Origin of the sequence: Streptomyces sp. NBC_00075 (genome assembly GCF_045041225.1) — a bacterium.
GTDB lineage: Bacteria > Actinomycetota > Actinomycetes > Streptomycetales > Streptomycetaceae > Streptomyces > Streptomyces adonidis.
The window spans coordinates 2,556,663-2,576,192 of record NZ_CP108243.1 but is presented as its reverse complement, the minus strand read 5'-3'; the positions used below and the strand labels follow the sequence as shown (position 1 = coordinate 2,576,192).

16 protein-coding genes are annotated in these 19,530 nt (G+C 70.2%); 12 read left to right on the top strand and 4 right to left on the bottom strand.

Going from position 1 to position 19,530, the window contains the following annotated elements; translation table 11 throughout:
• The first annotated feature begins 15 nt into the window (after nucleotides 1–15).
• The 3 genes from OG787_RS10895 to OG787_RS10885 all read left to right on the top strand — a co-directional run bounded on the left by OG787_RS10895 (nucleotide 16) and on the right by OG787_RS10885 (nucleotide 4,753).
• On the top strand, nucleotides 16–1,941 hold the full coding sequence (locus tag OG787_RS10895) for an IucA/IucC family protein (protein WP_405535051.1): 1,926 nt from the start codon (nucleotides 16–18) through the stop codon (nucleotides 1,939–1,941).
• 73 nt (nucleotides 1,942–2,014) lie between these two features.
• Complete coding sequence (locus OG787_RS10890) at nucleotides 2,015–2,698, top strand: GNAT family N-acetyltransferase (protein ID WP_369029318.1); 684 nt, start codon at nucleotides 2,015–2,017, stop codon at nucleotides 2,696–2,698.
• Between the two features lie 63 nt (nucleotides 2,699–2,761).
• Nucleotides 2,762–4,753, top strand: a complete 1,992-nt coding sequence (locus OG787_RS10885) for an ATP-dependent DNA helicase (protein WP_369029319.1) — start codon at nucleotides 2,762–2,764, stop codon at nucleotides 4,751–4,753.
• 150 nt (nucleotides 4,754–4,903) lie between these two features.
• Here OG787_RS10885 and lexA read toward each other — a convergent pair whose 3' ends face one another.
• Nucleotides 4,904–5,683, bottom strand: coding sequence for a transcriptional repressor LexA (gene lexA, locus OG787_RS10880; RefSeq protein WP_053743545.1), 780 nt, complete (start codon nucleotides 5,681–5,683; stop codon nucleotides 4,904–4,906).
• Between the two features lie 510 nt (nucleotides 5,684–6,193).
• On the opposite strand from lexA, the gene nrdR reads away from it, so the two are divergent.
• From nrdR to OG787_RS10865, 3 genes are all read left to right on the top strand, one after another.
• Nucleotides 6,194–6,745 carry a transcriptional regulator NrdR gene (nrdR, locus tag OG787_RS10875; protein ID WP_369029320.1) on the top strand — a complete coding sequence of 184 codons (552 nt, stop codon included), beginning with the start codon at nucleotides 6,194–6,196 and terminating at the stop codon, nucleotides 6,743–6,745.
• A 171-nt stretch (nucleotides 6,746–6,916) separates the two neighbouring features.
• Entirely contained in the window at nucleotides 6,917–9,817 is a 2,901-nt protein-coding gene (locus OG787_RS10870) for a vitamin B12-dependent ribonucleotide reductase (RefSeq protein ID WP_405535050.1), read from the top strand.
• A 78-nt stretch (nucleotides 9,818–9,895) separates the two neighbouring features.
• On the top strand, nucleotides 9,896–10,711 hold the full coding sequence (locus OG787_RS10865) for a DUF2785 domain-containing protein (RefSeq protein ID WP_405535049.1): 816 nt from the start codon (nucleotides 9,896–9,898) through the stop codon (nucleotides 10,709–10,711).
• Here the strand turns inward: OG787_RS10865 and OG787_RS10860 are convergent.
• Nucleotides 10,702–11,238, bottom strand: coding sequence for a TerD family protein (locus tag OG787_RS10860; protein WP_405540462.1), 537 nt, complete (start codon nucleotides 11,236–11,238; stop codon nucleotides 10,702–10,704). The two genes, OG787_RS10865 and OG787_RS10860, sit on opposite strands and share 10 nt — an antisense overlap.
• A gap of 151 nt (nucleotides 11,239–11,389) precedes the next feature.
• On the opposite strand from OG787_RS10860, the gene OG787_RS10855 reads away from it, so the two are divergent.
• The 3 genes from OG787_RS10855 (at nucleotide 11,390) to OG787_RS10845 (ending at nucleotide 13,712) form a co-directional block, all read left to right on the top strand.
• On the top strand, nucleotides 11,390–11,995 hold the full coding sequence (locus OG787_RS10855; RefSeq protein WP_235474402.1) for a YdbC family protein: 606 nt from the start codon (nucleotides 11,390–11,392) through the stop codon (nucleotides 11,993–11,995).
• Between the two features lie 115 nt (nucleotides 11,996–12,110).
• Nucleotides 12,111–12,770: a histidine phosphatase family protein gene (locus OG787_RS10850; RefSeq protein ID WP_405535048.1), complete on the top strand. Its 660-nt coding sequence runs from the start codon at nucleotides 12,111–12,113 to the stop codon at nucleotides 12,768–12,770.
• Nucleotides 12,771–12,782: 12 nt separating this feature from the next.
• Nucleotides 12,783–13,712, top strand: a complete 930-nt coding sequence (locus OG787_RS10845) for an ADP-ribosylglycohydrolase family protein (RefSeq protein WP_405535047.1) — start codon at nucleotides 12,783–12,785, stop codon at nucleotides 13,710–13,712.
• 777 nt (nucleotides 13,713–14,489) lie between these two features.
• Here the strand turns inward: OG787_RS10845 and OG787_RS10840 are convergent.
• Complete coding sequence (locus tag OG787_RS10840; RefSeq protein ID WP_405535046.1) at nucleotides 14,490–16,046, bottom strand: MFS transporter; 1,557 nt, start codon at nucleotides 16,044–16,046, stop codon at nucleotides 14,490–14,492.
• Nucleotides 16,047–16,271: 225 nt separating this feature from the next.
• Between OG787_RS10840 and OG787_RS10835 the strand changes: the two genes are divergently transcribed.
• The 3 genes from OG787_RS10835 (at nucleotide 16,272) to OG787_RS10825 (ending at nucleotide 18,414) form a co-directional block, all read left to right on the top strand.
• Nucleotides 16,272–16,895, top strand: a complete 624-nt coding sequence (locus OG787_RS10835; protein WP_369029327.1) for a TetR/AcrR family transcriptional regulator — start codon at nucleotides 16,272–16,274, stop codon at nucleotides 16,893–16,895.
• A 59-nt stretch (nucleotides 16,896–16,954) separates the two neighbouring features.
• Nucleotides 16,955–17,656, top strand: a complete 702-nt coding sequence (locus OG787_RS10830) for a ribonuclease HII (protein WP_405535045.1) — start codon at nucleotides 16,955–16,957, stop codon at nucleotides 17,654–17,656.
• A 68-nt stretch (nucleotides 17,657–17,724) separates the two neighbouring features.
• Nucleotides 17,725–18,414 (top strand): hypothetical protein, encoded by a 690-nt coding sequence (locus OG787_RS10825; protein ID WP_405535044.1) that lies wholly within the window; start codon nucleotides 17,725–17,727, stop codon nucleotides 18,412–18,414.
• Between the two features lie 433 nt (nucleotides 18,415–18,847).
• Here the strand turns inward: OG787_RS10825 and OG787_RS10820 are convergent, their stop codons facing one another.
• Nucleotides 18,848–19,489, bottom strand: a complete 642-nt coding sequence (locus tag OG787_RS10820) for a hypothetical protein (protein WP_369029330.1) — start codon at nucleotides 19,487–19,489, stop codon at nucleotides 18,848–18,850.
• Between the last annotated feature and the right edge of the window lie 41 nt (nucleotides 19,490–19,530).

The following is a 19,530-nucleotide window of genomic DNA, read 5'->3' as shown; positions in this document are numbered from 1 at the left end:
CCACGAGGAACCGTCTTGAACAGCACCCCCGTACCCGAAGGCCGTTCCCACCCCACCTCCGCGAGGGACACGGTGCCCCGGCAGAAGGCAGCCGCCGGGAGCGCCCAGTGGGCGCGCGGTGCCACGGCCGACCTCCTGGAGCATCTCGACCCCCACACCGCGGCCCAGGCCGCCGCCACCGAGAACCTGCTGCGCTGCTGGGTACGGGAGAACAACCTCACCGCCCCCACCGACGGCACCCTCCGCATCCCCCTCCCCACCAGCGGCACCGCCCTGCTGGCCCCGGTCCACTACTGGTCCCCGACCGGCTGGCACCGCTTCGGCCTCCCCCACCTGGCCGACGCCCCCGCAGGAGCCCCGGCCGCCGACGCGGTCACCGTCGCGACCCTCCTCGCGAGGGAGGCGTACGACGGCCCGAAGGCGGCGGGGACGGACAGCGGCCCGGGGAACGATGCCTCTCCCGCTCGCACCCCCGCCGTTCTGCCCCCCGACGCCGTCGACCTGGTCGCACGTGTCGCCGACTCGGTCCGCCGTACCGCCGCCTTCATCAGCGACCGGCGGGCTCAGCCGGCCGACGGGCCCGACCTCTTTCTCGCCGCCGAGCAGGCGCTGCTGCTCGGCCACCCGCTGCACCCGACCCCGAAGAGCCGCGAAGGGCTCGCCGAGGCCGAAGCCCGGCTCTACTCACCGGAGTTGCGCGGCTCCTTCCCGCTGCACTGGCTGGCGGTGGCCCCCTCCGTGCTCGCCACGGACTCCGCCTGGACCGAGCGCGGGCGCCCCATCCGCGCCGAGCAGCTCACCGCACAGCTCATCGGCGCCGCACTGCCGCTCCCGCTGCCCGACGGCTACGCGGCCCTGCCCCTGCACCCCTGGCAGATCCGCGAGACCCGGCACCGCCCGCAGACCGCGGCTCTGTTCGAAGCCGGTCTGCTGCGCGACCTCTGCGCTCATGGCTCCCCCTGGTACCCCACCTCCTCCGTACGCACCGTCCATCGCTCGGGCGCTCCCGCGATGCTGAAGCTCTCGCTGGGGCTGCGCATCACCAACTCCCGGCGCGAGAACCTCCGCAAGGAACTCCACCGGGGTGTCGAGGTGCACCGGCTGCTGCGCGGCGGGCTGGCCAAACAGTGGCAGTCCGCGCACCCGGGCTTCGACATCGTCCGCGACCCGGCCTGGCTCGCCGTCGACGACCCGGACGGCGGCCCCGTCACCGGCCTCGACGTGGTGATCCGGCACAACCCGTTCCACCCGGCGGACGACGTGGCCTGCATCGCGGGACTTGTCTCGCCCCGGCCGCATGCCCACCTGGAGGACCCGGCCCCGCGGTCCCGGCTCGCCGCCGTCATCACGCGGCTCGCCGGACGAACCGGCCGTCCGCGCGGTGCCGTCGCCGCCGAGTGGTTCCTGCGCTACCTGGAGCAGGTCGTACGGCCCGTCCTGTGGCTGGACAGCGAGGCGGGCATCGCCCTGGAGGCCCATCAGCAGAACACCCTGCTCCTGCTGGACGGCGACGGCTGGCCCAGGGGAGGCCGCTACCGCGACAACCAGGGGTACTACTTTCGCGAGTCCCGGCGCGCCGAACTCGACTCCCGGCTGCCGGGCATCGGCGAACAGAGCGACACCTTCGTCTCCGACGAGGTCACCGACGAACGCTTCGCCTACTACCTCGGCATCAACAACGTCCTGGGTCTCATCGGCGCGTTCGGCTCCCAGCGCCTCGCCGACGAACAGCTGCTGCTCGCGGCCTTCCGGCGCTTCCTCGGCGACATCGCGTCCGGACCCGCCCGGCTGAGTACGTCCCTGCCCGGCCGGCTGCTGGACTCACCCGTCCTGCGCTGCAAGGCCAACCTGCTCACCCGGCTGCACGGACTCGACGAACTGGTCGGCCCGGTCGACACCCAGTCCGTCTACGTGACCATCGCCAACCCCCTGCATTCCTGACGCCCCCGACACCGAAAACCCCTTTTCACCCCCGAGGAACACGACACACCCCATCTCATGAGAGGAGCGTCCCGTGCCCCCTGCCGACGCCCGTACCGCCCCGACCGCCGACCTCCGCACCCTCGGCGACAGCGAGGAAACGCTGGAGCTGCGCCTGCCCGCCGAGTTCGTCGCAATGTTCGCCGACGACCTCCTCGACCGCATCGGGGACTGGGGGCCGAGCCGCACACCCGCGGGCTCGTTCCAGCTCGTTCCCGTCGAGGTCGAGCGCGATCTCCCGCTGATCGGCCGCTGGATAAACGACCCCACCGTGGCCACCTTCTGGGACCTCGCCGGCACCGAATGCGTCACCGAGGCCCATCTGCGGTCCCAGCTCGACGGGGACGGACGCAGCGTCCCCTGTCTCGGCGTGCTGGAGGGCACTCCGATGAGCTACTGGGAGATCTACCGGGCCGACCTCGACCCACTGGCCCTGCACTACCCCGCCCGTCCGCACGACACCGGAGTGCACCTCCTGCTCGGCGGTGTCGCCGATCGCGGGCGCGGGCTGGGCAGCATCCTGCTCAGAGCCGTCGCCGACCTCGTACTCGACCATCGCCCTGCCTGCGCGCGCGTCGTCGCGGAACCCGACCTGCGCAACACCCCCTCCGTGTCGGCCTTTCTCACCGCCGGATTCCGGTTCTCCGCCGAGCTGGATCTGCCCGCGAAGAGGGCCGCACTCATGGTCCGGGACCGAGGCGTGCGCGATGCGTTGTAGCGCCGTCGCTTCTCCCGCCTTGATCACCCGATTGTCAGTGCCGCCCCGTAGGGTGGTCGGGCTATGACGAAGCCCTCACTCCCTGAACTCCTGCATGCTGCCGTCACCGCTGTCGGCGGTACGGAGCGCCCCGGCCAGGTGACCATGGCCGAAGCCGTCGCGGAGGCGATCGACGACGGATCCCATCTGCTGGTGCAGGCAGGCACCGGCACCGGAAAGTCGCTCGGCTACCTCGTGCCCGCGCTCGCCCACGGGGAGCGGGTCGTCGTCGCGACGGCGACCCTCGCCCTCCAGCGCCAGCTCGTGGAGCGCGACCTGCCGCGCACGGTCGATGCCCTGCATCCCGTGCTGCGCCGCCGCCCCGAGTTCGCGATGCTCAAGGGGAGATCCAACTACCTGTGCCTGCACCGCCTCCACGAAGGCGTGCCGCAGGAGGAGGACGAGGGCCTCTTCGACCAGTTCGAGGCGGCGGCGCCCACCAGCAAGCTGGGCCAGGACCTGCTGCGCCTGCGCGAGTGGTCCGACGAGACCGAGACAGGCGACCGCGACGGCCTCACCCCCGGTGTCTCCGACCGGGCGTGGGCGCAGGTCTCCGTCTCCTCCCGCGAGTGCCTGGGCGCCACGAAGTGCGCGTACGGAGCCGAGTGCTTCGCCGAGATGGCCCGGGAGCGGGCCAAGCTCGCGGAGGTGATCGTCACGAACCACGCGCTGCTCGCGATCGACGCCATCGAGGGCGCGCCCGTCCTCCCGCAGCACGAGGTGCTGATCGTCGACGAGGCGCACGAACTGGTCTCGCGGGTCACCGGAGTAGCCACCGGCGAACTCACTCCCGGCCAGGTCAACCGGGCCGTGCGCCGCGCGGCGAAGCTCGTCAATGAGAAGGCCGCCGACCAGCTCCAGACCGCGGCCGAGGGCTTCGAGCGGGTGATGGAGCTGGCCCTGCCCGGCCGCCTGGAGGAGGTCCCGGAAGATCTCGGGTACGCCCTGATGGCGCTGCGGGACGCGGCCCGAACGGTGATCTCCGGGATCGGCGCGACCCGCGACAAGTCGGTCCAGGACGAGGACGCGGTCCGCAAACAGGCGCTGGCCTCGGTGGAGAGCGTGCACGACGTCGCGGAGCGGATCGCGAACGGCTCCGAGTGGGACGTCGTCTGGTACGAGCGGCACGACCGCTTCGGAGCCTCCCTGCGGGTCGCCCCCATGTCGGTCTCGGGCCTCCTCAGGGAGAAGCTCTTCACGGACCGCTCCGTCGTCCTGACCTCGGCGACCCTCAAGCTCGGCGGCGACTTCAACGGCGTCGGGGCCTCCCTGGGCCTCGCCCCGGAGGGCACGGCGGGCGACGACCTCCCGCAGTGGAAGGGCGTCGACGTCGGCTCGCCCTTCGACTACCCGAAGCAGGGCATCCTGTACGTCGCCAAGCATCTGGCGCGCCCCGCGCGCGACGGCGACCGCGGGGACATGCTCGACGAGCTGACGGAGCTGATCCAGGCGGCGGGCGGGCGCACGCTCGGCCTGTTCTCCTCGATGCGGGCCGCGCAGCTCGCGGCGGAGGAACTGCGGTCCCGTATCCCCGAGTTCCCGATCCTCCTCCAGGGCGAGGAGACGCTCGGCGAGCTGATCAAGAACTTCGCGGCGGACCCGAAGACCTGTCTGTTCGGCACGCTGTCGCTCTGGCAGGGCGTCGACGTCCCGGGCGCCAGCTGCCAGCTGGTCGTCATGGACAAGATCCCGTTCCCGCGCCCGGACGACCCGCTGATGAGCGCCCGCCAGAAGGCCGTCGAGGACGCCGGGGGCAACGGCTTCATGGCCGTCGCCGCCACCCACGCGGCACTGCTCATGGCCCAGGGCGCCGGCCGTCTCGTACGGGCGACGGGGGACCGCGGTGTGGTCGCCGTACTGGACCAACGGCTCGCCACGGCCCGCTACGGCAGCTATCTGAAGGCGTCCCTGCCGGACTTCTGGTACACCACGGACCGCAATGTGGTCAGGCGCTCACTGGCCGCGATCGACGCGGCGGCGAAGCAGACGGAGGACGCCGAGCCGGCCGAAGCGTAGCCGTCACTGTGCGGGCCACCGACTTCGGTCGGTGGCCCGCACAGTGACGCACCTGCACACACGGGGACAGCACAGGGCCCCGGAACCGGCGCAGGGGTTCCGGGGCCCGGTCGGGGGCGGGTCCCGAAGACCCGCCGCCTCCCGCAGCACTCACACGCGGCGGAGCACCGCCACCACCTTGCCGAGGATCGTCGCCTCGTCGCCGGGGATCGGCTGGTACGCGGAGTTGTGCGGGAGGAGCCAGACATGGCCGTCCTCGCGCTTGAAGCGCTTGACCGTGGCCTCGCCCTCCAGCATCGCGGCCACGATGTCGCCGTTCTCCGCGACCGGCTGACGGCGGACGGTCACCCAGTCGCCGTCGCAGATCGCGGCCTCGATCATCGAGTCACCGACGACCTTCAGGACGAACAGTTCACCGTCGCCCACCAGTTGGCGGGGGAGCGGGAACACGTCCTCGACCGATTCCTCGGCGAGGATGGGACCGCCGGCGGCGATCCGTCCCACAAGTGGGACATAGGACGCCGCGGGTTTGCCCGCGGTGTCCGTGGGCTGCACGGAAGCCCCTTGGTCGGAACCGCGCACCTCATAGGCGCGCGGGCGGTGTGGATCGCGGCGCAGGAATCCCTTGCGCTCCAGGGCCATGAGCTGGTGTGCGACCGATGAGGTACTGGAGAGGCCGACTGCCTGCCCGATCTCGCGCATCGACGGCGGGTAACCGCGTCGCTGCACGGAGTCCCTGATGACCTCGATCACGCGCCGTTGCCGGTCGGTGAGGCCCGAGCTGTCCGCTCGGATTCCTGGAGGTCGCCCAGGGAGGGACCGCTTGTGTCCCTCGGGATTCGTGGCTTCGTTCATCGCATGCACCGGCTCGAGTCGGCCCTGGGAGCGGTCCTGGGCAGTGATGGTGGCACTGTCTGCGGTGGTGGTCACGTCGGCCCCTCTCGATGGTCTCCCGTGCAGTGCAACGGTAGTTGCTTTCGAAAGGTTGCGCCAAACACACGTTCGAGTGAAAAATTGAGGATGGCCTGCCGCGATCAGATGTTTGGGTGTATGGCTCATGCCGTGCCGGGCGGACAAAAGGGCTCATTGTTGTACCCTTCACCGCCGGGGTGACGACCTCGTGGGCCGGTGCCCAAGTCTGCCACCCGGGAGCCCGTCAACCGGGATTCGCCCCCTGTCGCACGCGGTTCTCACCGTATCTCCGCATGTTCGCGAGCGGTATGGCCGTACGGCACATGCCAATACGGTTGCGACACGCTGATACGCGATGGATGTACGGGCCAATCCCCACATCTAGTGGTTGGATTGCGGCAGTAGCCCAGAAGTTGTGGTCCCCCGGGTCTTCGGTCCCTCGGGCATCACCTATGCTGGGGGCTGCTTCGAGGGGCCCGAGAGGTCCTGAGAGGCCATCGAGTCTGCTGTGAGGGAGGGTTGGAGACCATGCACTGCCCCTTCTGCAGGCACCCCGACAGCCGCGTCGTCGACAGTCGTACGACCGACGACGGCACGTCGATCCGCAGGCGCCGCCAGTGTCCCGACTGCACTCGCCGGTTCACGACCGTCGAGACGTGCTCGCTCATGGTGGTCAAGCGGTCCGGAGTCACCGAGCCTTTCAGTCGTACGAAGGTCATCAACGGCGTGCGCAAGGCATGCCAGGGACGACCTGTCACCGAGGACGCACTCGCCCAACTCGGCCAGCGGGTCGAGGAAGCGGTGCGGGCCACCGGAAGCGCCGAGCTGACCACCCACGACGTGGGGCTGGCCATACTCGGTCCGCTGCAGGAACTCGACCTCGTCGCCTACCTGCGATTCGCGTCCGTCTACCGGGCGTTCGACTCGCTGGACGACTTCGAGGCCGCCGTCGCGGAACTCAGGGAAACATCGCGCCGCCCCGCCGAGGACGACGAAGACCCGGATGTGGGGCGCCAGGAAGACGACCGCGGGAGCGGAGGGGCCCCTCAGGTCCCCGTGCCCGCCAACGCCGCCGACTGACCGGCGGGCCGGACCCGGACGGTGTGTTCGGAGTTCGGAACCGGCCGGAGCGGCGGCGATCCAAGGACCTGCTGCGGGCGGCATCGAGGGTGCCCGCAGCGCGAGAAACAACACCGTGTCATGGGAACAACGTGACACTTCTGGGCGTTTTGCCCGATACAGGGAGGCGGCATGACAGAGACGGCGAGCGGTCCGGCACGGAGTTCCCGCGCCAAGGGCAGCACCAAGGCGAGCAAGGGGCTGCGCATCGAGCGCATCCACACCACCCCCGGCGTGCATCCGTACGACGAGGTCGAGTGGGCGAGCCGTGACGTCGTCATGACCAACTGGCGCGACGGCTCGGTCAATTTCGAGCAGCGTGGCGTCGAGTTCCCCGCCGAGTGGGCGGTGAACGCGGTCAACATCGTCACCAGCAAGTACTTCCGCGGTGCGGTCGGCACCCCGCAGCGCGAGGTGAGCCTCAAGCAGCTCATCGACCGCATCGTGAAGACGTACACGAAGGCCGGAGAGGAGTACAAGTACTTCGCCTCCCCGGCCGACGCCGAGATCTTCGAGCACGAGCTGGCGTACGCCCTCCTGCACCAGATCTTCAGCTTCAACAGCCCCGTCTGGTTCAACGTCGGGACGCCGCAGCCCCAGCAGGTCTCGGCCTGCTTCATCCTGGCCGTCGACGACTCCATGGAGTCGATCCTCGACTGGTACAAGGAAGAGGGCATGATCTTCAAGGGCGGCTCCGGCGCCGGCCTGAACCTCTCCCGGATCCGTTCCTCCAAGGAACTGCTCTCCTCCGGCGGCAACGCCTCGGGCCCGGTCTCCTTCATGCGTGGCGCGGACGCCTCGGCGGGAACGATCAAGTCGGGCGGCGCCACCCGCCGCGCGGCCAAGATGGTCATCCTCGACGTCGACCACCCCGACATCGAGGACTTCATCGAGACCAAGGTGAAGGAAGAGGAGAAGATCCGCGCCCTGCGTGACGCGGGCTTCGACATGGACCTGGGCGGCGACGACATCACGTCCGTCCAGTACCAGAACGCCAACAACTCGGTCCGTGTGAACGACACGTTCATGAAGGCGGTCGAGGCGGGCGGCAAGTTCGGGCTCACGTCCCGGATGACCGGCGAGGTCATCGAGGAGGTCGACGCCAAGGAGCTCTTCCGCAAGATGGCCGTCGCGGCCTGGGCCTGCGCCGACCCGGGCATCCAGTACGACGACACGATCAACCGCTGGCACACCTGCCCGGAGTCCGGCCGTATCAACGGCTCGAACCCGTGCAGCGAGTACATGCACCTGGACAACACGTCCTGCAACCTCGCCTCGCTGAACCTGATGAAGTTCCTCAAGGACGACGGCAAGGGCCGCCAGTCCTTCGAGATCGACCGCTTCGCCAAGGTCGTCGAGCTGGTCATCACCGCGATGGACATCTCCATCTGCTTCGCGGACTTCCCGACCCAGAAGATCGGCGAGAACACGCGCGCGTTCCGCCAGCTCGGCATCGGCTACGCCAACCTCGGCGCCCTGCTGATGGCGACCGGTCACGCGTACGACTCCGAGGGCGGCCGTGCCCTGGCCGGTGCCATCACCTCCCTGATGACCGGCACCTCGTACCGCCGCTCCGCCGAACTCGCCGCGGTCGTCGGTCCGTACGACGGCTACGCCCGCAACGCGCAGCCGCATCTGCGGGTCATGAAGCAGCACGCCGACGAGAACGACAAGGCCGTCCGGATCGACGACCTGGACACCCCGATCTGGGCCGCCGCCACGGAGGCCTGGCAGGACGTCGTCCGTATCGGTGAGAAGAACGGTTTCCGTAACGCGCAGGCGTCCGTCATCGCCCCGACCGGCACCATCGGTCTCGCGATGTCCTGCGACACCACGGGACTCGAGCCCGACCTCGCGCTGGTCAAGTTCAAGAAGCTCGTCGGCGGCGGCTCGATGCAGATCGTCAACGGCACCGTCCCGCAGGCCCTGCGCCGCCTGGGCTACCAGGAGGAGCAGATCGAGGCGATCGTCGCCCACATCGCCGAGCACGGCCATGTGATCGACGCCCCGAGCCTCAAGCACGAGCACTACGAGGTGTTCGACTGCGCCATGGGCGAGCGGACCATCTCCGCGATGGGCCACGTCCGCATGATGGCCGCGATCCAGCCCTGGATCTCCGGCGCCCTGTCCAAGACGGTCAACATGCCGGAGACGGCGACCGTCGAGGAGGTTGAGGAGATCTACTTCGAGGCCTGGAAGATGGGCGTCAAGGCGCTCGCGATCTACCGCGACAACTGCAAGGTCGGTCAGCCGCTCTCCGTCAAGAAGAAGGAGGACGAGAAGACCGAGGTGACCGCGAAGGCCGAGGCGACGATCCGTGAGGCCGTCGAGAAGGTCGTCGAGTACCGCCCGGTCCGCAAGCGCCTCCCCAAGGGCCGTCCCGGCATCACGACGTCCTTCACGGTCGGCGGCGCCGAGGGCTACATGACCGCCAACTCCTACCCGGACGACGGTCTCGGCGAGGTCTTCCTGAAGATGTCCAAGCAGGGCTCGACCCTCGCGGGCATGATGGACGCCTTCTCGATCGCCATCTCGGTGGGCCTCCAGTACGGCGTGCCGCTGGAGACGTACGTCTCGAAGTTCACGAACATGCGCTTCGAGCCGGCCGGTATGACGGACGACCCCGATGTCCGCATGGCCCAGTCGATCGTCGACTACATCTTCCGTCGCCTCGCGCTGGACTTCCTGCCCTTCGAGACGCGGTCCGCCCTCGGCATCCACTCCGCCGAGGAGCGCCAGCGTCACCTGGAGACGGGTTCCTACGAGCCGTCCATCGACGACGAGGTCGACATCGAGGGCCTGGCCCAGTCGGCGCCCCGCGCGCAGGAACTGAAGGCCGTGGCGACCCCGAAGGCCGCCGCGGAAGCGGTCCAGCCGGTTCTGCAGCAGGTGCACACCAGCGCCGAACTGGTGGAGATGCAGCTGGGCATCCAGGCGGACGCCCCGCTGTGCTTCTCCTGCGGCACGAAGATGCAGCGGGCCGGGTCCTGCTACATCTGCGAGGGCTGCGGGTCGACCAGCGGTTGCAGCTGACCAGTGAGTGAGGGAGGGGCGCCGGCTTCGCGCCGGTGCCCCTCCCTCGTCGTGTCGTGGGCCACGTAACCTCCGTCCATGGATGACAAGTTGCAGCGTCACGACGGTGAGATCGGTGAGCTCTCGGCGGCTGCTCGGGCAGCCGCTCTCGACGCGCTGGTCGTGGATCTCCGGTCCCCGGATCCCGTGGTGCGGGACGAGCGCGCCTATGTCGCGGCTGTCCGCTGGATACCCGCCCTCGACGCGGCGGAGCGGCGGTGGCTCGGGGACCGGACGGCCGGGCTGTTCGACGATCCCGGCGTTCAGGCGCGGGCGTTCGCTCCCCTTGTCCTAGCCCGGATCGTCGACGCGGGGGACTGGCGGCAGGAGTGGTGGGAGGCGTTCGCCGGGTGGTACCCGGGGGAGGCCGATCTGCGCGGGTACGACAGCACGCTCGGCTGGGTGCACGCCGCCGCGCACGGCGCCGATCTGCTGGCGGCTCTCGCACGGCGCCCGCAGCAGGAGCCCGCACCGCTGATCGAACTGGCCGTCGCACGGCTGCTGGCCGGCACCGACCATGTCTTCGACGCTCAGGAGGACGACCGGATCGCCCGCGCGCTGGCCCAGGTCCTGTGCCGGCCCGGGATCGGGGTGGCCGAGTCGGTGGGATGGCTGGACACGGTCTCGGCGGCGTTCCGGACGGGGGAGCCGGGCCCGGTTCCCCCGTGGGCCTCCAACACCATGCGCACGCTGCGGATGCTCTACCTGCTGACGGACCGCGGACTGCTCGCGCCGGGAGGGGACGGCCCGCCGAGCACGGTCACCCATCGGGAGGCCGTACTCGATGTCCTGGCCGCCACCCTCGCGATCGTCACCCCCTACCTGCCCACCCCTCCGGGGAGGGATCAGGTCTGACGGGTGCGGCCCATCGTCCTGGTGAACGTCGCGGGGTCGTCCTCGAAGCCCTGGACGCCGGAGTGGAAGTCCCACGACCCGGTCTCGTCGCGGACGAACTCCGCGACCGTGGCCGCCGTAGACCCGAGGACGCCGCCGAAGTCGTCCTCGGCCAGGACGCTGTAGCCCTCGCGGATGCGCAGGCCGGGCTTGATGACGCTCACGAACGTCCGGTGCGTGGAGCGCTGTTGGATGATGACACCGACCACCACGCGCGCGTACTGCGCGGCCAGGCGGTCGAACTCCAGCGTCATGACCTCGTCCCAGCCGAAGCCCTTGCCGTCCTTGCTGTCCCGGTTGAGGGTGATCGTGCCGTCCGGGGAACGGCTGTCGAAGTGCACCACATAGGCGGGATCGCCGTACGGATCGGTCGCCGGGTAGGTCGCGGCGACGATGTCGAGATCGGTGGGCGGCTGCCCCGCCGGACTCGGATCCCACTTCAGTGAGACTTCGGCCTTGCGGATCCCCTTGTTGAGGGCCTTCACCAGACTTCCCTTCCCCGTTCGCCGTGTGCGGATGCTCCAACTGCCGGTACATCACAGCTGGTTGTCCATCGTGCCACGTGCGCGGGGGCGCTCGCGCGGTTGCAGTCCGCCCGAGCGTGACCGGCGCCACGCTCCGTGGCCTTACGATGGCGCGGTGCTGGTCAAGTGGATTCGCTGCACCGTGGTGGACCGCCGCGGTTTCGAACGGGGGCAGCGAAAGTGGGCGGGACTTCTGGGGGAGCCGGGATTCCGGGGGCAGGGCGGGGGCTGGAGCCGGGGGCGTCCCGGTGTGGCACACGTCTTCGCCTTCTGGGAGAGCCGGGCCTTCTACGACTCCTTCATGGCCCGGTCCCATGACCGGCTCGCCACCACTCAGTCGGGCACCTTCAAGGAACAGCAGGTCAAGCTCTTCGACCACCGGTTCGACGTGAAGACCGGCTTCGAGCCGCGCTTCACGGACTCCGACCTGGTACGGGTGGCGCACTGCCGTGTCCACGAGGAGCGCGCCGAGCACTTCGCGCTGATGCAGGAGAAGGTCTGGAACCCCGCGATGGCGGGCTCGCCCGGCATGGTGCGCGGGCTGTTCGGCGAGGCGCCGGGGAGCGAGTTCCTGATCCTGTCGATGTGGCAGTCGGCCGCCGAGCACGGCAAGTACCGGGCCGAACGCGTGGAGCGGCTGGCACTGCGGGCCCAGTTGGAGGCGGACGTCGCGGCCCTCGCCGGCGACATCGTCGAGCTGGAACCGAGCTGGATAGTCTGAAGATCGGCATCAGATCAGCACTCTGAGTGCTCCAATGCGCACGACATGTGTGACATACGCCGTATAGAGACCGTGCGAGTGCCCGCTCGACGCCGACCCGATCTAGGGTTTTGGCATGGTAAGACCACGGCGCATCGTCCTTGTCCGGCACGGCGAGTCAATGGGCAATGCCGATGACACCGTCTACGAACGCGAGCCCGACCATGCCCTGGCCCTCACCGAACGCGGCTGGCGGCAGGCGGAGGAGACAGGCAAACGGCTGCGCGAGGTGTTCGGGCGGGAGCAGGTCAGCGTGTATGTCTCCCCGTACCGCCGCACCCACGAGACCCTCCGCGCGTTCAGCCTGAACCCCGACCTCATACGCGTACGCGAGGAGCCCCGGCTGCGCGAGCAGGACTGGGGCAACTGGCAGGACCGGGACGACGTACAGCTGCAGAAGGCGTACCGGGACGCGTACGGGCACTTCTTCTACCGGTTCGCCCAGGGGGAGTCCGGCGCCGATGTGTACGACCGGGTCGGCGGCTTCCTGGAGAGCCTCTACCGGAGTTTCGAGGCACCCGACCATCCGCCCAATGTGCTGCTGGTGACCCACGGTCTGGCCATGCGGCTGTTCTGTATGCGCTGGTTCCACTGGACGGTCGCGGAGTTCGAGTCGCTGTCGAATCCGGGGAACGCGGAGAAGCGGATGCTCGTTCTCGGGAGTGACGGCAGGTACACCCTTGACCGGCCGTTCGAGCGCTGGCGTGACCCGGAATCGTATGGGGTGAGTGGTTAGGGTGGCAGGGCGATGACAGTTGACTCCACTCCTGCTTCCCCTCCCGCTTCCGCTTCGCACGAGCGCCTGGAGCGCGCCCTGGCCAGCCTGCGCGGGCTCGCGGTGGGGGACGCGCTGGGGTCGCAGTTCTTCGTACCCGTGAACCACCGGCTGCTGGGGCTCCGCGAGCTGCCGCCCGGCACCTGGCAGTGGACCGACGACACGGAGATGGCGTGCTCCGTGGTGGCCGTACTGTCCGCCCACCGCCGCGTCGACCAGGACGCGCTGGCCCACTCCTTCGCGCACCACCACGACTTCGACCGCGGGTACGGCCCCGCGGTGAACCGGCTCCTGCGGCTGGTCCGGGAGGGCGGCGACTGGCGCGAGCTGGCGTCCGCCCTGTTCAACGGGCAGGGATCCTGGGGCAACGGCGCGGCCATGCGCATCGCTCCGCTGGGCGCCTGGTACGCGGACGATCCGGAGCAGGCGACCCACCAGGCGGAGATCTCCGCCTACCCCACGCACCAGCACCGCGAGGCCGTGGTCGGCGCCATGGCCGTCGCCGCGGCAGCCGCCCTGGCGGCCTCCCCGGACGGCCCGCCGAGCCCCGGTGCGCTCCTCGACGGCGTCATCGCACTCGTCCCGCGCAGCGCCGTCGCCGCCGGGCTGCGGCGCGCCCGGGACATGCTCGACTACGCCGACGCGGGCACGGTCGCGGCCGTACTGGGCTGTGGCCGGCGTACGACGGCGCACGACACCGTGCCGTTCGCGCTCTGGTCCGCCGCGCGCGCCCTCGGTGACTACGAAGAGGCCTTCTGGGCCACGGCCCAGGCGGGCGGCGACGTGGACACGAACTGCGCCATCGTGGGCGGCGTACTCGCCGCGGGGAAGGCGGGGGCACCGCCGCAGGCGTGGCTGGAGCGGACGGAAACGCTGCCGTCGTGGGCGCCTGCGGGGGCGTAGCCCTGCTGGGTGCGGGGCCCTGGGACGGTGGGCTCGGGCCGTGAGCCGGTTTGGTGCCGGGGGGCGACGTAGAGGTGCGGCCACGCACACGCGTGGGATGGGGAGAGCACTCGCGTCCTATGGAGCGGCCGGGCGTGCGGCGGCCCGTTCCACGCGCGGCGCGGCGTCGTCGCGTGAGCCGCACTTGGGCCGAGCGGTCGTCGGCGTGCCGCACATGCGCACCAGGCCTTGGGCCGGGGGTGCGCGGCCGGGTGGGAGTGCCGCGCGTGTGGAGACGTCGTCGCCGCCGGAGAGGGGCGGTGCCGCACACGCGCGCGTGCGGCGTGGAACACCTCATCGTTGGCGGGACGGTCACCGGTGGCGCCGGTATGCGCGCGCATGCGGCACGCAAGTCGACCGGGGCCTCGACGGTGTGCGGCACGCGCGTGCGTGCACGTCCAGGAGCGCGCACCTGGGGCGGGCGAGGGAGCCCGGCGAGGTGCCGCGCAGTCGTGGCTGCCTCGGTGGGCGCCTGTGGCGCGGGGCGCTGCCGTGGCGTCGCCAGGCCGCGGGACGCCGTCCGCGTGGGCTGTGCCAGGGCACGGATCGTAGCGCCGCTGCTGACGCGGCGCGCGAAGTGACGTACGCGTGCCCGCATGCCCTCGGATACCGTCCGCGCGGGCGACGGCCTGGTGAGGGCCCCGCAGCCGTACGTCGCTCCGGCGCTCGGAGCGACGTACGGCTACCGTCGGGCACCGCGACCCCACAGGCGGCGCCTGCGGGCCCGCTGCCGGGAGATCAGCCGCCCGCCGGACCCGCGGTGCTCGCCGTGCCTGCCAGGGCCTCCAGGTCGCTCTTGCGGACGCGGATGACGAACCAGGCGGTGGCGAGGGCCAGTACGGCCATCGCGGCGGCCGGGATGAAGGCCGTGGAGATGCCGTGGGCCAGTACCTCGTGACTCCAGGGCGCGGGGAGCTGATGGGTCCTGGCGAACTCGGCCTTCTGCTCCGGAGTTGCCTCGGCGAGGAACTTGGGCACCTGTTCCGCTGCCTCGTTGCGGCTGGCCGCGCCGAATACCGTCGTCAGGATGGAGAGGCCGAGCGAACCACCCACCTGCTGCGTGACGTTGAGCAGCCCGGACGCCGCGCCCGCCTCGTGCGCGGCGACCCCGGAGACAGCTGTGAGGGTCAGCGTCACGAAGTTCAGGCCCATACCGAAGCCGAACACCACCATCGGGCCGAGCACCCCGCTGACGTACGAGCTGTCGGGACTGATGAAGGACTGCCAGATGAGGCCGAGAGTGGCCAGCGCCGATCCGACCACCATGAACGGCTTGGGCCCGAGGACCGGCAGGAACCGTTGCGAAAGGCCCGCGCCGATGGCGATGGCGAAGGTCACCGGCAGGAAGGCGAGGCCCGCCTCGATCGGCGTGTACAGCAGCACGTTCTGCACGAAGAGGACGATGAAGAAGAACATGCCGAACATCGCCGCGGCCAGGCTCAGCATGATCACGTACGTGCCCGAGCGGTTGCGGTCGGCGAACATCTTCAGCGGGGTGATCGGCTCCTTGGCGCGCATCTCCACGAGGACGAACGCGGCCAGCAGGATCACCGCCGTGCCGAAGGAGGCGAGGGTGAGGCTGTCCCGCCAGCCCTCCTCCGCCGCGCGGATGAAGCCGTAGACGAGGGACGCCATACCCAGCGTCGAGGTCAGCGCGCCCAGGAGGTCGAAGCGGCCGGGATGACGTTCGGACTCACTGATGTACAACGGCGTGAGCACGGCGATCAGGAGGCCGATCGGCACGTTGACGAAGAGCACCCAGCGCCAGTCGAGCCACTCCGTGAGCATGCCCCCGGCCAGCAGACCGACGGCGCCGCCGCCCGCCGAGACGGCGGCGAAGACCCCGAACGCCCGGTTCCGCTCCGGGCCTTCGGCGAACGTGGTGGTGATGAGCGCCAGCGAGGTGGGCGACGCGATCGCGCCACCCACGCCCTGGAGGGCGCGTGCGGCCAACAACTGCCAGGGTTCCTGGGCGAGTCCGCCCAGCAGGGAGGCGGCGATGAACACCAGGATGCCGGTCAGGAAGACCCGGCGGCGGCCCAGGATGTCACCGGCCCGGCCGCCGAGCAGCAGCAGACCGCCGAACGTGAGCGTGTAGGCGCTGACCACCCAGGTGAGGTCGGTGGTGCTGAACTTGAGCGCGTCTTGAATGTGCGGCAGCGCGATGTTCACAATCGTCGCGTCGAGTACCACCATGAGTTGGCAGGCCGCGATGACGGTGAGCGCTATGCCGGGATGCCCCTCCCGGCGGGCCGCACCTGGTTTCTGGTCCTTCATCAATGAAGAGGTAGTCACTATGGGTCCCCCATAAGAGCACTAGTGAACGCTCGCGTTCACTGTTGCCTCGAACGGTAGTGAGTCCCCGACAGTGAACGCAAGCGTTCACTGAAGTCGCCGCGGTTCGCACTCCGGTCGCCCGGGTAATCTCAGCGATTCACCTGGTCGGCGATCCCCTCAATACCGACAATCCTCATAATCCTCGCACCGCCCGCTCATCCCTGCCCGCTGGAGACACATCAGATGGTTACTTCGCGCTGGACGGCCGCCCCCGCTCAGACGGCCTCCCCCCGCCGGCGCGGCGCCGTACTCGAACGCGCGATTCTCGACGCCGCGCTGGAGCAACTCAGTACGGTCGGCTGGAACGGCCTCACGATGGAGGGCGTCGCCGCCGGCGCCCAGACCGGCAAGGCCGCCGTCTACAGACGCTGGCCCTCGAAGGAGGACCTCGTCGCGGACGCGCTCCAGTCCGGGCTGCCGCGCTTCGACCTGGCGCCCGACCTCGGGAACGTGCGGGACGACCTCCTCGAACTGTGCCGGCAGGTGCGTGAGGCGATGTTCTCGCGCCCGGGGTTCGCGCTGCGCTCGGTGATTCACGAATGCGACAGCCCGCAGGCGGAACGCTTTCAGGGCGTGATCTTCGGAGGGCTCGTCGAGCCGACGGTAAGGCTCCTCCGGGAGATCATCGACCGCGGAATCGCGCGGGGGGAGACCCGTCCCGACGCGGCCAACAGCTATGTTCTCGACGCCATTCCGGCGATGATGATGTACCGCTCGAAGATGTGCGCGAGTGAATGGCATGAGCCGGACATCGAAGAGATGATCGACCAGTTGATGGTTCCGCTGTTGCGGGCGGGAAGTGTCTGAAGTCGCCCGGGGGGCCGGGGTGTCGCGTGGGGTTCCGGGCGGCGTAGGCTGAGACCGCCATGCCGTACGAAGCACCCACCCACACAGTCGAGCGCTCCCTGCGCGCCACGACCGGAGCGAAGGTCATCGCCGGCGTCGACGAGGTGGGCCGGGGTGCGTGGGCCGGCCCCGTCACCGTCTGCGCGGCGGTCACCGGACTCCGACGGCCCCCCGAGGGGCTCACCGACTCCAAGCTCATCGCGGTCAAGCGGCGTGCCCAACTCGCGGAAGAACTGCGGAAATGGGTCACGTCGTACGCGCTGGGGCACGCCTCCCCGGAGGAGATCGACGACCTGGGGATGACGGCCGCGCTGCGGCTCGCCGCGGTGCGCGCACTGGAGGCCTTGCCCGTCCGCCCCGACGCGGTCATCCTCGATGGCAAGCACGACTACCTGGGATCGCCGTGGCAGGTCCGCACGGTGATCAAGGGTGACCAGTCGTGCGTGGCGGTCGCGGCGGCGTCCGTGATCGCCAAGGTTCAGCGCGACAAAATGATGGCCGAACTGGGCATCGACCATGCAGACTTCGGTTTTGCGGCCAATGCCGGGTATCCGTCTCCCGTGCACAAGGCCGCGCTGGAGGAGCGGGGCCCCACCCCGTACCACCGGCTGTCGTGGGCTTATCTTGATGCGCTGCCCCAGTGGCGGCACCTCAAGAAGGCCCGCAGTTGGGCGAACGGGAACGCTCAGGAGATCGAGGGCCAGCTCGGCTTCGACTTCTGACGGTTCCGTTCGCACTCATGTGCCACCCGCCGACGCGAGTCGCACCGGCGTTTGATAAATATCAGGTCATGCCTCTCATTCCCGAGGAGCCTCAGATTCACGAGAGTGCCCAGGGTCCCCGCGTCACTCCGGCCAGTGGCCGCACCGCGCCGACCCCCCGTCCCGTACCCGGCCCCCGCCCCGCGGCCGCGCCGCGTCCCGGCCGTCCGGGGCCCTTCCGGCCCACGGCGCCGGTCCAGCGCGCACCGCACGACGCGCCGGCGACCGCCGTGGCCGCGACCGCGGGCGCGGTCAAGCCCGGGCCGTCCGCGGCTCCGGCCGCCCCTGCCCCTTCCGCCCCCTCCGCCCCTGCCTCCACGGCTTCGGCGGCCCCGCAGATCCAGCTGATCCCGGCCTCGACCGAGGGCGCGCTGGACGCTGCCGAGGAAGCCGTCGACCTGCTCCTGGAGTCGGGTCGTGCCCCCGGGGAGGTGCTGGTGATCACCACCGGCGATCCGCACCCGTGGGCCGCGCACGAGCTGTCCTTCGGTGAGGCCCCGTACTGGGCGCAGCACGACGCGGGTGACGACGTCTTCTATGCCGACGCCGCCGCTCTGAGCCGTGCCGGCTCCCGTCCCGTGGTCGTGGTCGCCGTCAACGGCGGCGCCGACGCCACGGCAGCCGCTGCCCTTCCCCTGGCCCTCGGCCGGGCCGGCGCCCTGCTGATCGTCTGCGGCGACCCGCAGCAGATCAACTCGGTGCTGGGCGCGGGGGTCTGAGCCGGTCCAGCGCCAGCGGACCGGCTGACGGAGGGCCGCTGAAGCGGTATTCGTACAGCGGGCGGTTCGACGTGCCCTGACGTGCTTCGACGCGTCCGGGTGATCATGCGTCGGTGATGTCATGGCGCGGGCAACAGGGAGAGGTCGTACGGTCGACGGGGGCACGCGTGTGCGTGCGCCCGTCGTGTGCTGTGGATGCCGTACGGGCGAGTCGCCGTGTGCCGTGCTGTCGTGCGCTCGCGCGCCCGGCCCGTCGTGCACACGCGCGTGGGTTGATCGCTGCCGCATGTCCCGGTGTGCTGCCGCATGCCCTGGTGCGTCTTCGTACGTCGTGCCAGGCGGACGCCGTTGTCCGCGGTGGCTCTTCCTTTACGACGTGTACGACGTGGACGTCACCCGGGGCCGTCGCGCGCGGCCCTGTCGGACGCCGGGGTCAGCGGGCCGCCGCGCGGCGCAGGATGTCCGAGGCGGCGCCTCCGGTGCGGGGCATCGGCAGCGGTGGCGGTGCCTCGGACATGGCGAAGGGCTCCGGGGGCGAGTCCGCGTTGGGGCGTCGCCCGCCGCGGCCCTCGCCCAGCACCTGCCAGCCGTCGTGGGTCAGCGTGATGTACGCGCCGCAGCGCAGCCCGTGCAGGGTGCACGCGTCACGCAGACCCCACATCCACGCACCGTCCTCCTCCGTCCAACGGGCGTCGCCGTCACGGCAGTAGAGCAGGACGGCCGTACGCACCGGTGTACGGCGGCGCAGGTCGTGCGGGATGACCCGGCGCAGCTGCGCGAGCAGCGAGTTGCGGAACATCCAGCCGTCGGCGGGCGCCGAGCGACGGGTGAACGAGGCGCTCGCCCGCACCCGCTCGTCCGTGTCGAGGACGGCCACGATCGCGGTCGCGGGTCTGGGGCTGTGCCTGGAGTGCAGTCCGCTGACGACCTCGCGCGGATTGCGCAGCAGGGGGATTCCGGCTGCGGCCCACTCCGAGGGTTCGAGCATGCGGGCTGCTGAGTTGGTGGAAGCGGCGGACAGGTCGGCAGACGTCGACATGGATGCCGCGGTAGACGGAGCGAATCCGAAGGTCACGGTCCTCCCTTCGGCTACGCGCCCACACTGCGGGCGGAGAT

Excerpts from the sequence above, each read along its gene's own strand:
- OG787_RS10885 (WP_369029319.1), top strand. The coding sequence starts at position 2,762 with ATGACGAAGCCCTCACTCCCTGAACTCCTGCATGCTGCCGTCACCGCT.
- nrdR (WP_369029320.1), top strand. The coding sequence starts at position 6,194 with ATGCACTGCCCCTTCTGCAGGCACCCCGACAGCCGCGTCGTCGACAGT.
- OG787_RS10870 (WP_405535050.1), top strand. The coding sequence starts at position 6,917 with ATGACAGAGACGGCGAGCGGTCCGGCACGGAGTTCCCGCGCCAAGGGC.
- OG787_RS10865 (WP_405535049.1), top strand. The coding sequence starts at position 9,896 with ATGGATGACAAGTTGCAGCGTCACGACGGTGAGATCGGTGAGCTCTCG.
- OG787_RS10850 (WP_405535048.1), top strand. The coding sequence starts at position 12,111 with ATGGTAAGACCACGGCGCATCGTCCTTGTCCGGCACGGCGAGTCAATG.
- OG787_RS10845 (WP_405535047.1), top strand. The coding sequence starts at position 12,783 with ATGACAGTTGACTCCACTCCTGCTTCCCCTCCCGCTTCCGCTTCGCAC.
- OG787_RS10835 (WP_369029327.1), top strand. The coding sequence starts at position 16,272 with ATGGTTACTTCGCGCTGGACGGCCGCCCCCGCTCAGACGGCCTCCCCC.
- OG787_RS10830 (WP_405535045.1), top strand. The coding sequence starts at position 16,955 with ATGCCGTACGAAGCACCCACCCACACAGTCGAGCGCTCCCTGCGCGCC.
- OG787_RS10825 (WP_405535044.1), top strand. The coding sequence starts at position 17,725 with ATGCCTCTCATTCCCGAGGAGCCTCAGATTCACGAGAGTGCCCAGGGT.